General features: G+C 46.5%; 9 protein-coding genes and 2 tRNA genes. All 11 read left to right on the top strand.

Features of this window, described 5'->3' with window-relative positions:
- A tRNA-Tyr gene (locus tag CELL2_RS02445) sits at positions 1-87 on the top strand.
- A gap of 25 nt (positions 88-112) precedes the next feature.
- Positions 113-262 carry a 50S ribosomal protein L33 gene (gene rpmG, locus CELL2_RS02440; RefSeq protein WP_004081515.1) on the top strand — a complete coding sequence of 50 codons (150 nt, stop codon included), beginning with the start codon at positions 113-115 and terminating at the stop codon, positions 260-262.
- Between the two features lie 4 nt (positions 263-266).
- A tRNA-Trp gene (locus CELL2_RS02435) sits at positions 267-342 on the top strand.
- 26 nt (positions 343-368) lie between these two features.
- On the top strand, positions 369-566 hold the full coding sequence (secE, locus tag CELL2_RS02430) for a preprotein translocase subunit SecE (protein ID WP_004081514.1): 198 nt from the start codon (positions 369-371) through the stop codon (positions 564-566).
- 11 nt (positions 567-577) lie between these two features.
- The gene (gene nusG, locus CELL2_RS02425) at positions 578-1639 is read left to right on the top strand and encodes a transcription termination/antitermination protein NusG (RefSeq protein WP_012310572.1); all 1062 of its coding nucleotides are present in this window, start codon (positions 578-580) and stop codon (positions 1637-1639) included.
- 47 nt (positions 1640-1686) lie between these two features.
- A complete protein-coding gene (gene rplK / locus CELL2_RS02420; RefSeq protein ID WP_038033608.1) occupies positions 1687-2112 on the top strand; it encodes a 50S ribosomal protein L11 in 426 nt (141 codons plus the stop codon).
- A gap of 23 nt (positions 2113-2135) precedes the next feature.
- Positions 2136-2837, top strand: a complete 702-nt coding sequence (gene rplA, locus CELL2_RS02415) for a 50S ribosomal protein L1 (RefSeq protein ID WP_004081511.1) — start codon at positions 2136-2138, stop codon at positions 2835-2837.
- A gap of 141 nt (positions 2838-2978) precedes the next feature.
- Entirely contained in the window at positions 2979-3518 is a 540-nt protein-coding gene (rplJ, locus tag CELL2_RS02410; RefSeq protein WP_011943106.1) for a 50S ribosomal protein L10, read from the top strand.
- Positions 3519-3533: 15 nt separating this feature from the next.
- The gene (gene rplL / locus CELL2_RS02405; protein WP_011943105.1) at positions 3534-3920 is read left to right on the top strand and encodes a 50S ribosomal protein L7/L12; all 387 of its coding nucleotides are present in this window, start codon (positions 3534-3536) and stop codon (positions 3918-3920) included.
- A 190-nt stretch (positions 3921-4110) separates the two neighbouring features.
- Positions 4111-7902, top strand: a complete 3792-nt coding sequence (locus tag CELL2_RS02400) for a DNA-directed RNA polymerase subunit beta (RefSeq protein ID WP_012895873.1) — start codon at positions 4111-4113, stop codon at positions 7900-7902.
- A 16-nt stretch (positions 7903-7918) separates the two neighbouring features.
- Positions 7919-12991, top strand: coding sequence for a DNA-directed RNA polymerase subunit beta' (rpoC, locus tag CELL2_RS02395; protein ID WP_038033610.1), 5073 nt, complete (start codon positions 7919-7921; stop codon positions 12989-12991).
- The last annotated feature ends 45 nt before the right edge of the window (positions 12992-13036 follow it).

The following is a 13036-nucleotide window of genomic DNA, read 5'->3' as shown; positions in this document are numbered from 1 at the left end:
GGTGGGGTGCCCGAGTGGCCAAAGGGGGCGGACTGTAAATCCGCTGGCAGAATGCCTTCGGAGGTTCAAATCCTCCCCCCACCACCAGATTTTTTGAGAAAGGGTGGAAGATATGCGAGTGAAAGTGGCTCTGAAATGTTCTCAGTGCGGTAACAAGAACTACTACACCACAAGGAACAAGGACAAAAGAGCAAAGCTCGAACTGAGAAAGTACTGTCCAAAGTGCAACGCCCACACGATTCATACCGAAACGAAAGCGTAATCGCAGGGCCGTAGCTCAACTGGTAGAGCGCCGGTCTCCAAAACCGGTGGTTGCGGGTTCGAGTCCTGCCGGCCCTGCCATTTTTTGATCTGAGGGGGCATCGAGAATGGAGAAACTCCGAAAGTTCTTCAGGGAAGTCATCGCCGAAGCAAAGAAAATTTCCTGGCCCTCCCGAAAGGAGTTGCTCACTTCTTTTGGTGTTGTTCTCGTGATACTCGCTGTTACAAGTGTTTATTTTTTTGTGCTTGATTTCATCTTCTCAGGAGTTGTAAGTGCGATTTTCAAAGCGCTGGGAATAGGATAAGGTGATAGGTGATGAAGAAAAAGTGGTACATAGTCCTTACTATGTCCGGTTACGAGGAAAAGGTTAAAGAAAATATCGAAAAGAAAGTCGAAGCCACCGGGATAAAAAATCTGGTGGGCCGTATTGTTATTCCTGAAGAGGTAGTTTTGGACGCCACCAGCCCTTCCGAGAGGCTCATACTTTCTCCGAAGGCCAAATTACATGTGAACAATGGAAAAGATGTTAACAAAGGGGATTTGATAGCCGAAGAACCTCCTATTTATGCTCGAAGAAGCGGTGTGATCGTTGACGTGAAGAACGTCAGAAAGATTGTTGTGGAAACCATCGATAGGAAGTATACGAAGACGTATTACATTCCCGAGTCTGCGGGAATCGAGCCGGGTTTGAGGGTTGGAACGAAAGTGAAGCAGGGACTGCCGCTTTCGAAAAACGAAGAGTACATCTGTGAACTGGATGGAAAGATCGTTGAGATAGAACGAATGAAAAAAGTGGTCGTTCAGACACCCGATGGTGAGCAGGACGTTTATTACATTCCTTTGGATGTTTTCGACAGGGATAGGATAAAAAAAGGAAAAGAAGTGAAACAGGGGGAAATGCTTGCGGAAGCCAGGAAGTTCTTCGCCAAGGTTTCGGGAAGAGTCGAAGTGGTGGATTATTCAACAAGAAAAGAGATCAGAATCTACAAGACGAAAAGAAGAAAACTCTTCCCGGGTTATGTGTTCGTGGAAATGATCATGAACGATGAGGCCTACAATTTCGTTCGTTCCGTGCCATACGTTATGGGGTTTGTTAGTTCAGGTGGACAACCTATTCCCGTAAAAGACAGAGAAATGAGACCTATTTTGAGACTCGCGGGCCTCGAAGAGTATGAAGAGAAGAAGAAACCTGTGAAGGTCGAACTCGGTTTCAAGGTTGGAGACATGGTGAAGATAATAAGCGGTCCCTTCGAAGATTTTGCGGGTGTTATAAAGGAAATCGATCCAGAGAGACAGGAATTGAAAGTAAACGTAACTATATTCGGACGTGAAACTCCTGTTGTTCTTCATGTTTCTGAAGTGGAGAAAATCGAGTGAGAAAACGTGGGAGGAGGAATCCGCACCACGCATAGGGAGGTTCGAACATGGCGAAGAAAGTAGCGGCTCAGATTAAATTACAACTGCCTGCCGGAAAAGCCACGCCGGCTCCACCCGTTGGACCCGCCTTGGGTCAGCACGGTGTTAACATCATGGAGTTTTGTAAAAGGTTCAATGCCGAAACAGCGGATAAAGCAGGCATGATTCTTCCTGTTGTTATAACGGTGTACGAAGACAAGTCGTTCACTTTCATCATCAAAACACCTCCGGCTTCCTTCCTTCTCATGAAAGCGGCAGGTTTGGAGAAAGGTTCTTCCGAACCAAAGAGAAAGATTGTTGGAAAGGTTACCAGAAAACAGATCGAAGAGATAGCGAGAACAAAGATGCCAGATTTGAACGCAAACAGCTTGGAAGCAGCCATGAAGATCATTGAAGGAACCGCTAAGAGTATGGGAATAGAAGTAGTGGACTGATGTAACGGAAAGGAGGAGGCGCAATGCCGAAGCACTCCAAGAGGTATCTTGAAGCAAGGAAACTGGTGGACAGAACAAAGTACTACGATCTTGACGAAGCCATAGAACTCGTTAAAAAAACTGCCACGGCGAAATTCGATGAAACGATAGAACTCCACATTCAAACTGGAATAGACTACAGGAAACCTGAACAGCACATCAGAGGAACGATCGTGCTTCCACACGGGACAGGTAAGGAAGTCAAGGTTCTGGTGTTTGCCAAAGGTGAAAAGGCAAAAGAGGCTTTGGAAGCGGGCGCGGATTACGTAGGAGCTGAGGATCTTGTAGAAAAAATAGAAAAAGAAGGTTTTCTCGATTTCGATGTTGCAATAGCCACACCTGATATGATGAGAATAATCGGAAGGCTCGGAAAGATTCTGGGACCAAGAGGTTTGATGCCATCGCCCAAATCTGGAACGGTAACTCAGGAAGTAGCAGAAGCGGTTAAAGAGTTTAAAAAAGGAAGAATCGAGGTCAGAACGGACAAAACTGGGAACATCCACATACCCGTTGGTAAGAGGAGCTTTGATAACGAGAAACTGAAGGAAAACATAATCGCGGCAATAAAACAGATCATGCAGATGAAACCCGCAGGTGTGAAAGGACAGTTCATAAAAAAAGTGGTTTTGGCTTCTACAATGGGACCCGGTATAAAATTGAATCTTCAGAGTTTGTTGAAAGAGTAAAGCAATCGAAAACTCAATAAGACGCCGTAGATGGCAGGGCCCGTGGGGTTAAAGATCCTGCCGGAGGCGTCCCAGAAAGGTTCTATGACCTTTTTGTGGACCCTCCGGGGTCCACAAAATTTTTTTTGGGAGGTGAATCCTTTGCTGACCAGGCAACAAAAAGAACTCATAGTTGAAGAAATGAGTGAAATATTCAAAAAAACATCGCTGATACTCTTTGCCGATTTCCTGGGTTTCACGGTGGCTGATCTCACCGAACTTCGCTCCAAATTGAGAGAAAAGTACGGAGATGGAGCAAGGTTCAGGGTTGTGAAAAATACTCTCTTGAATCTTGCGCTCAAGAACGCTGAATACGAAGGCTACGAAGAATTTCTCAAAGGACCTACAGCTGTACTCTACGTCACGGAAGGAGATCCTGTGGAGGCTGTCAAGATAGTTTACAACTTTTACAAAGATAAAAAGGCTGATCTTTCGAGGCTCAAGGGTGGTTTCCTCGAAGGAAAGAAATTCACGGCAGAAGAAGTGGAAAACATCGCAAAACTCCCATCCAAAGAAGAGCTCTACGCTATGCTCGTTGGTCGTGTGAAAGCTCCTATTACCGGTCTTGTGTTTGTTCTGAGTGGTATTTTGAGGAATCTCGTGTATGTGCTCAATGCCATTAAAGAGAAAAAATCCGAATGATGGAGGTGTTTGAAGATGACGATTGATGAAATCATCGAAGCGATTGAGAAACTCACGGTTTCAGAGCTTGCAGAACTCGTGAAGAAGCTCGAAGACAAATTTGGAGTGACTGCTGCAGCACCTGTGGCCGTTGCTGCCGCTCCAGTTGCCGGAGCCGCTGCCGGTGCCGCTCAGGAAGAGAAAACAGAATTTGACGTTGTTTTGAAGAGCTTCGGTCAGAACAAGATTCAGGTCATCAAGGTTGTCAGAGAGATCACCGGACTCGGTCTCAAGGAAGCCAAAGATCTCGTTGAAAAAGCCGGTTCACCCGACGCAATCATTAAGAGCGGTGTTCCCAAACAGGAAGCAGAAGATATCAAGAAAAAGCTTGAAGAAGCCGGTGCTGAGGTAGAACTGAAGTAAATTTTCGTTTGTGAAAAAAGAATGTTTCAACCCTGTACCGCCTCTTGCCGGTACAGGGTTTTTGTGTTTTAATAAATAGAGTGTGGTACAAAAGCTCTTCCTCACCCTATTGTTTCCTTTCCGTTCAATCTAAGCAAAACCCGGGAGAGAAATCCTGGGAGTTTCTTATTCCACATTGAGAGGTGAGAAAATGAAAGAGATCTCTTGCGGTAGGAGGACAAGGGTTTCTTTCGGCAAGACTCAGGAACCCCTACCAATTCCAGACCTTGTGGAGATTCAGAAGATTTCCTACCGAAGATTCCTCGAAGAAGGTTTGCTCGAAGTCCTCAAAAAATTTTCCCCCATTTATTCGCAGGCGACTCGCTCAGATTTGAAAAAATCGGACAGAGGATTTGCCCTTGAATTTGTTTCAACCAGGATAGGAGAACCTGTTGTTGATCCCCTTGAATGTAAAGCAAAGGGTTTAACTTACAGTGTTCCAATATACGCAACGGCTCGCCTTACCGACATGAAAAGCGGTGAAATGAAGGAAGAAGAAGTGTTCCTTGGCTACATTCCCTACATGACAGATCGTGGAACGTTCATAATAAATGGAGCAGAAAGAGTTGTGGTCAATCAGATAGTAGTTTCTCCAGGGCTTTACTTCTCGTCTGAGTACATCGACAGAGAAGAGTACGGCGGATACTTTCTTCCATCTCGAGGCGCATGGCTTGAAGTTATCCTCGATCCCTACGATGGAGTTCTTTACGCGGGTCTTGACGGAAAGAAGGTCAATCTTTTCCTCTTTCTGAAAACGATCGGTTATGAAAAGGATGAGGATATCCTCTCTCTTTATCCCACCTATCTGGATGCCGACGATGAAGACAGTCTCCTGCTCCATGTGGGTTCCATTCTGCTTGAAGACATCTACGATGGTGACAGGAAGATCGCCGAAAAATGGGATATCCTGACCAAAGATCTCGCGGAAAGGATTTTGATGATAGATGACATAAATCAGATAAAAATAGTTCATCCAATAGCTCAAAATACATTTGAAAAGATGCTGGAATTGGTGTCTTCCTCGGGCGAAGAGGGAGAGGAAGAAGAGGAAAAGACAAAGATTTACGGTTTAAACGAAGTTACCGTTGTGGACGCTTATCTGGAGATATTTAGAAGATTGCGACCCGAGGAACTTCCAAGAATAAACGCGGCGAAGAGGTATCTTCACGATCTCTTCTTTAATCCAGAAAGATACGATCTTTCCGAGGTGGGAAGGTACAAAGTCAACGAAAGACTAAGAAACGCTTACATCAGGTACCTCATAGAGGTTGAGGGAGAAGATCCCGAAGAAGCGAGGAAGAAGGTTTACAACGAAAATTCTCTCGTTCTGAAACCACTCGATATAGTCCTCGCTTCCAGAATTCTCTTCGACTACTTTGAGAGAAGATACGTCAACGATTTTGAAATAGATTCCTACGAGTTGAGAAATTTGATCAGAATCTTCAAGGAAGAATATTTGGAAAAGAGAAAAACAGCTTCTTACGACCTCAGAAAGCTTGTATCGGTGTTTCGGAGGAACTATGGAGTAACATCCGATCTCAGTGTCCTTGCTGCTATCAGGTACATCTCCAACATAAACAAGGAGCTTCCTTCGATACCTTTCGATACAAAAGACCATCTCGGGAACAAGCGCGTTAGAACGGTGGGAGAACTCGTCCAGAGAGAGTTCGAGAGGTTGTTCGCAAGGGCACAGAAGGCCATTCAGGAAAGACTCACACTCATAAACTCTCTGAGCAAGGTTTCCATTCAGAGTCTTATAAACATAAAATCTATCATATCAACGGTCAACCAGTTTTTCGCGATGAACCAGCTTTCTCAGTTCATGGATCAGGTGAACCCTCTGTCGGAACTCACTCACAAAAGAAGGGTTTCCGCTGTTGGACCTGGTGGGTTGAGAAGAGAATCCAAAGTCTTCGAAGCAAGAAACGTGCACTACTCACAGTACGGAAGGCTGTGTCCCATTGAGACACCTGAAGGTGCGAACATAGGATTCATAACATCGCTGGCTATATACACCAAAATTGATGAATACGGATTTCTCATGACTCCTTACAGAAAGGTAGTCAATGGAAAAGTGACGGATGAAGTAGTCTACTTGAGGGCCAACGAAGAAGAAGATTTCAAAATTGTACCTGCCACCACACCCGTGGATGAAGAGGGCAACATAATACCAGAGAGAGTAGTGGCTCGAGTGGGTGAGGATATCAGGCTTGTTCCCAGAGAAGAAGTAGATTTCATGGATGTATCAACAAAACAGCCCTTCAGTGTCTCGGCTTCACTCATTCCATTCCTCGAACACGACGATGCCAGCCGAGCCCTTATGGGTTCGAACATGCAGAGGCAGGCCGTCCCGCTTCTGAAAGCGGAAGCACCCTTTGTTGGAACTGGAATGGAATGGGAAGCAGCGAAAAATTCTGGTTATGTCACTCTCGCAGAACACGATGGAATAGTGAAAGAGGTTGACGCCGCCAGAATCGTTGTTCACAGAACAGACGAGAATGGAAATCTCATGTACGATGATAAGGGCAATCCAGTGGTTGATGAATACAGACTTCTAAAATTTGTGAGATCCAACCAGGATACGATGATAAATCAAAAACCCATTGTCAACGAAGGCGATTTTGTGAAGAAGGGTGATCCCATAGCCGACGGTCCGGCAACCGACATGGGAGAACTGGCACTCGGAAGGAACATCCTCGTCGCCTTCATGCCATGGGAAGGTTACAACTACGAGGACGCTATTCTCGTGAGTCAGGAGCTTCTTGAAGAAGACGTTTTCACGTCGATCCACATAGAAGTTTATGAAACTCAAGCAAGAGAAACGAGGCTCGGTCCTGAAGAGATCACCGCTGATATACCGAACGTGAGCAAAGAACTCCTGAAAAATCTCGACGAGAACGGAATCATCAGAGTTGGAGCGTACGTTGTGAGTGACTATGGAGTGGGTTCTCAGGCAATACTGGTTGGAAAGGTGACACCGAAAGGTGAAGGAGACACAACACCAGAAGAGAAGATCATCAGATCTGTTTTTGGTGAACGTGGAAGAGACGTGAAGGATACATCTCTCAGGCTGCCTCACGGGGTTGAGGGAAGAGTTATAAGGGTCGATGTTTACGATCAAAACGATATAGCAGAACTGGGAGCGGGAGTTTTGAAACTCGTCAGGGTGTACGTCGCCTCAAGAAAGACGCTCGACATCGGAGACAAGCTCGCGGGACGCCACGGAAACAAAGGTGTTGTCTCAAACATACTTCCAAAAGAAGACATGCCGTTCCTACCCGATGGAACACCGGTTCAGATGGTACTGAACCCGCTGGGAATACCCTCACGTATGAACGTCGGTCAGATTCTGGAAACGCACCTTGGATGGCTCGCCAAACTAACTGGAAAATGGTTTGCAACACCTGTTTTCGAAGGGGCGAAAGAAGACGAAATTCTCAGACCGCTCTACGAAGAAAGGAAGAAGAGGGGTCTTCACCTTGGAGACGACGAAAACAACCCGAATGGAAAAGTGGTTCTCAGAGACGGAAGAACGGGAGAACCCTTCGACAATCCTGTGGTGGTCGGTTACATGTACATGCTGAAGCTCGTTCATATAGCAAAAGAAAAGATTCATGCAAGATCCACAGGACCTTACTCTCTCATTCACCAGCAGCCTCTCGGAGGAAAGTCTCACTTCGGTGGACAGAGGCTTGGAGAAATGGAGGTCTGGGCTCTGGAAGCGTACGGAGCTGCTCATACTCTCGCGGAGATGCTCACCATAAAATCCGACGACATAAAAGGAAGAAATGAAGCTTACAAAGCCATACTGAAGAACATGAATATACCTGAACCTGGTGTTCCCGAAAGCTTTAGGGTTCTCATCAAAGAACTTAAAGGTCTCGCGCTCGATGTGAGACTCTATGATGAGAACGGTAACGAGATAGATATCGACAAGTACTGATTGGGAGGTTGGTAGAATGCCAATGTCCTCTTTCAAGAGGAAGATAAAGGCGATTCAGATAAAGATAGCCTCTCCAGAAGTGATAAGAAGCTGGTCTGGAGGAGAGGTCAAGAAACCTGAAACGATCAACTACAGAACGTTCAAACCCGAGAGAGATGGTCTTTTCTGTGAGAGGATTTTCGGTCCTGTGAAGGACTACGAATGTGCCTGTGGTAAGTATAGGGGAAAGAAATACGAGGGCACCGTCTGTGAGAGGTGTGGAGTCAGGGTCGAATCCAGAGAAGCCAGGAGAAAAAGGATGGGGCACATAGAACTGGCAGCACCCGCTGTGCACATCTGGTACCTCGAGAGCATACCGAGTGTCCTTGGAACACTCTTGAACATGAGCACTTCAGACCTGGAAAACATCATCTACTACGGCAGCCGCCGTGTCATAGAAAGGGCTTTCATTGTGACTGATCCCAAAGATACTCCGTTCTCCCAGGGGGACGTGATCTACGAGACCGAGTACAGGATATACAGGAAAAAGTGGGATTTCGAAGTTGAGCAGGCGTTCGTGGTGAAGAATCCAAAATCTCCTGTTCTTTCTGATATTGATGGAGAAGTGACTTTGAAGACAGAAAAGTCCATCACAGGAAGGGAAATCACCTGGATCATAGTGAAGAACATCACCAGAGCCACACACACGGTGCTCCCTGGAATGATTCTCATTGTGAAAGATGGTCAGGAAGTGGAAAAAGGACAGGATCTGACGAAAGAAATGACAATCGACCCTGTTTACGCTCCGTTTGACGGTCACGTGGAAATAGATGAACTTTCGAATACTATTACGTTGAAACCTCTCACAACCAGTAAGGATCAGCCGGTTGTTTTCACGGCTCCTTACGGAGCAAAGATTCTTGTTTCGAACGGCCAGAAGGTGAAAAAAGGTGATCAGATCACGACTTCTACCAGCCTCCCATCCGTCAAATCGAGCATATCTGGTACAGTGAGATTTGGTTCCAACCTCAACATAAGAGCGCTTGAAGACGGAAACTTCGAAGTGCTCTCCACCGGTGAAGTCTATGTAGAACAGGTTATAGAGGAGAGAAAATATCCTGTCTTTGAAGGAGCGCTTGTCTACGTTAACAACGGCGACCAGGTGAAGAAAGGGGATCACTTAGCTGACAGATTCCTCTTCGAGGAAGAGTATCTCTCTGCTACCGAGTACAAAATCTTCGAGTCTCACTATCCAACCATGTTCGATGTTGAAGAGAGAACGGAAAACGACAGACCGATCGTGGTCATAACGGATATAGATCCCGAGGTTTCCAAAGAGACAGGCTTGAAAGTTGGCGATATAGTCACAGAAAACGAGTACGAAGCGTATCTTCAGATATATCCAGAAAAGATAGTGGCTGATGCCGGAGCGCAGGCGATAAAGAAACTGCTTCAGAATCTGGATCTGGAAGCGCTTCAGGCGGAAATCGAAGCGGAACTCAAAAAGTTACCTTCTTCCAGCTCGAAGGCGATAAAGCTCAGAAGAAGGTTGAAGATGGTGAAGGATTTCCTGAAATCTGGCAACAAACCCGAATGGATGGTTCTTGAGGTCGTTCCCGTGATTCCACCCGATCTCAGGCCGATGATACAGATTGAGGGAGGAAGGTTCGCCACAACAGATCTCAACGAACTTTACAGAAGACTCATAAACAGAAACAACAGACTCAAAAAACTCCTGGAACTCGGGGCACCTGAGATCATTCTGAGAAACGAGAAAAGAATGCTTCAGGAAGCGGTTGATGCTCTCATTCACAACGGCTCTGATTCGGAGGGAAAGAGAAGCAGAAGAGCCGTTTTGAAAGACAGAAACGGCAGGCCTCTGAAATCGCTCACCGATCTCCTGAAGGGAAAGAAGGGAAGGTTCAGAAGAAACCTGCTTGGAAAGCGTGTGGACTACTCTGGAAGAGCGGTCATTGTCGTGGGACCGCATCTGAAAATACACCAGTGCGGTATTCCAAAGAAAATGGCAATGGAGCTCTTCAAACCGTTTGTTCTGGCGAAACTTCTTGGAGAGGGTTCTTCCAGCAAAACCATGAGAAAGGTCAAAAAAGCGATCATAGAAAAAGAGATGCCGGAAGCTTGGGAAGTGCTCGAAGAAGTGATAAAGGGAAGCGTTGTTCTTTTGAACAGAGCTCCCACACTCCACAGAATGTCAATTCAGGCGTTTGAACCAAAACTCGTTGAAGGAAACGCCATACAGCTCCATCCTGTCGTGTGTCCACCATTCAACGCGGATTTCGACGGTGACCAGATGGCGGTTCATGTACCGCTTTCGGCCGCGGCGCAGGCAGAGGCAAGATTTCTCATGCTTTCGAGATACAACATCATCTCCCCAGCACACGGGAAGCCGATTTCGCTGCCGACGCAGGATATCATCATAGGTTCTTACTACCTCACAACGGTCAGTAAAGAATTCGATTCACTGAGAGAAGAAGATGTGAAATGGAAGTTCTCTTCGCCCGAAGAGGCGATGCTGGCTTACCACCTTGGATTCATAAAACTTCACACTCCGATTCTGATAAAGGTCGTTATCAACGGCGAAGAAAAACGAATAAAGACGACTCTGGGAAGAGTGATCTTCAACAGCATTCTCCCGGAAGATTTGAGGGATTACAATAGAATTTTCGACAAAAAACAGATAAACGCTCTCGTCTATGAAACGTTCAAGAGACACGGTATAGACAGAGCTGCGGATCTCCTGGATGACATAAAAGACATCGGTTTCCACTACGCAACCGTTTCCGGTCTGACTCTCTCGTTGAAAGATCTGAAGATACCACCAGAGAGAGATGAGATTCTCAGGAAGACCTGGGAGAAGGTCAGAATAATCGAAGAGAATTACGAAAAGGGCTTCCTGACGGAGGAACAGAGAAAGAGTGAAATCATACGACTCTGGATGAGTGTGACGGAGGAGATCACAAAACTCACATCCAAAACACTCGCAGAGGATCCGTTCAACCCCATATACATGATGGTGAACTCTGGTGCTAGAGGTAACATAGATCAGGTGAAACAGCTCGCCGGTATCAGAGGTTTGATGATCAAGGCGTACGACCCGCGATCCAGGGAAATAAAGTCCAAGATCTTCAAAGGTCAGGCAATACACGAAGCACTCACCTTCGATTATCCAGTCGATAAGAACCTCAGAGAAGGTGTTGACATCCTGCAGTTCTTCATATCCACCTACGGTGCTAGAAAGGGACAGGTTGACACGGCAATGAACACATCCTTTGCGGGATATCTGACGAGGCGTCTTGTGGATGTAGCCCAGAGCGTCACAGTATCGGAACCCGACTGTGGAACACATGAGGGAATCAGAGCCATGGATCTGATAAAAGAAGGAACAGTCGTGGAAAAGATGAACGAGTTCCTCTTCGGTAGAGTGCTCGCAAGGGACGTGCTTGATCCAGAAACAAAAGAAGTTTTAAAGAATCCAGAAACGGGCAAGGAATACACGAGAAACACCATGCTCACAGACGACGATGCGAACTTCCTGGCTTCTTACAAGAAAATGGTTGACGTTGTGAGATACGAAGAGATAGACATAACAGAACTCTCGCTTCCCAACATGTACGCCGAGATAGCAGAACCCGTTGGAGAGTACGAAGAAGGAACGGAACTCACCTGGGATGTGGTAAAAGCTGCTAAGAACGAAGGGAAATACCGCATAAAGGTGAAGGTCTATCCTGTCGTTGGAACCGTTTACGCGGAAGAGGAACCTTTGTACGATAAAAAAGGTGAAAGACAGCTTCTCGTGTACCAGGAAGTGATAAACGAGATCGTGGCGAAGATGCTCGAAGAGAATGGAATAGAAAAAGTTCCCGTGAGACCCGATATCATTGTGAGATCACCTCTCACCTGTGAGTCTGAGTACGGCGTCTGCGCTGCCTGCTACGGTATGGATCTTTCCAACCACAAGATAGTGAACGTCGGTGAGTCTGTGGGAATCGTAGCCGCTCAGTCCATAGGAGAGCCTGGTACACAGCTCACAATGAGAACATTCCACGTTGGAGGAGTCATGGGTGCGAGCGACATCGTCAGCGGTCTCACAACTGTGGAGAAGACGTTCGAACCGTACGCGTTCTTGAGAGAAGAAAAGAGCGGTGGAAAGAAAGAAATCAGAAAATACTATGGATCCGAAGCCATTCTGTGTGAGGTCGATGGTTTCGTTAAAGACATAGCAACCGATGAAAGTGGTAGAACGGTGATTTACATCGAGGATTACGCCGGTAACATCCACGCTTACAAAGTACCGAAGAGAGCGAAAGTAAGGGTAGAAAAAGGCCAGAAAGTCCTGAGAGGAGAAACCCTCACCAGCGGTGCCATTGTGTGGTGGAAACTCCTGGAGCTCGAATCGGAAAAAGGTGTAATGACGGCGATGAATCTTCTGAAGATCATAAAGAACGCCTATGTCCAGCAGGGCGTGAGTATACACGACAAACACTTCGAGATCATATTCAAACAGATGCTCAGCATGGCAACGATCATCGATCCAGGTGACAGCGATTATCTACCGGATCAGCTTGTACCGCTTGTGGATATAAAGAGATTCAACAGGGAAATCCTCGAAGGAAATGCGAAAGTGGAAGAGAACAGGAAGTGGGTCATAGGAAAGACGCTCGCAAAGAGGATCATCACGGAAACAGAAGGGGGAGAACTTGTAGAACTCGCTCAAAAAGGCGATGAAGTGACTGAGGAACTTTTGAAGAAGATCATAGAAGCGGGAATAAAAGAGATCGACGTCTTCGAAAAAGATAAAGTTGTGACGTACCAGATTCTCCCGAAGGAACCTATCAAGTACAAGAGAAGACTCCTGTCGCTCAAAAAAGCAGCTCTCAACTACCCTGGCTGGCTCAGTGCGGCTGCGTTTGAAGAAACTGCGTGGGTGTTGACCGCAGCGGCGATCGAAGGAAAGGTCGATCCGCTCATTGGATTGAAGGAAAACGTGATCGTTGGTCAGTTGATACCCGCAGGAACCGGTCTCGATGTCTTCGCGGGAATCCAGGTGGAAGAAACCCCAAGGGCCGCGGTGGAAGAAGAACTCGCGTGAAGAACAAAAAGAAAAAAAGAAGGGGCTCCGAAAGGAGCCCCTTTT

Source organism: Thermotoga sp. Cell2, assembly GCF_000789375.1.
In the GTDB taxonomy this organism is placed as follows: domain Bacteria; phylum Thermotogota; class Thermotogae; order Thermotogales; family Thermotogaceae; genus Thermotoga; species Thermotoga petrophila.
Note: the sequence above shows the minus strand (reverse complement) of the source record. Positions and strands in the feature narration are given on the sequence as shown.

Bases quoted from the DNA above. Each gene is read 5' to 3' on its own strand.
- rpmG (WP_004081515.1), top strand. From the start codon at position 113: ATGCGAGTGAAAGTGGCTCTGAAATGTTCTCAGTGCGGTAACAAGAAC.
- rplK (WP_038033608.1), top strand. From the start codon at position 1,687: ATGGCGAAGAAAGTAGCGGCTCAGATTAAATTACAACTGCCTGCCGGA.
- CELL2_RS02400 (WP_012895873.1), top strand. From the start codon at position 4,111: ATGAAAGAGATCTCTTGCGGTAGGAGGACAAGGGTTTCTTTCGGCAAG.
- secE (WP_004081514.1), top strand. From the start codon at position 369: ATGGAGAAACTCCGAAAGTTCTTCAGGGAAGTCATCGCCGAAGCAAAG.
- nusG (WP_012310572.1), top strand. From the start codon at position 578: ATGAAGAAAAAGTGGTACATAGTCCTTACTATGTCCGGTTACGAGGAA.
- rplA (WP_004081511.1), top strand. From the start codon at position 2,136: ATGCCGAAGCACTCCAAGAGGTATCTTGAAGCAAGGAAACTGGTGGAC.
- rplL (WP_011943105.1), top strand. From the start codon at position 3,534: ATGACGATTGATGAAATCATCGAAGCGATTGAGAAACTCACGGTTTCA.
- rpoC (WP_038033610.1), top strand. From the start codon at position 7,919: ATGCCAATGTCCTCTTTCAAGAGGAAGATAAAGGCGATTCAGATAAAG.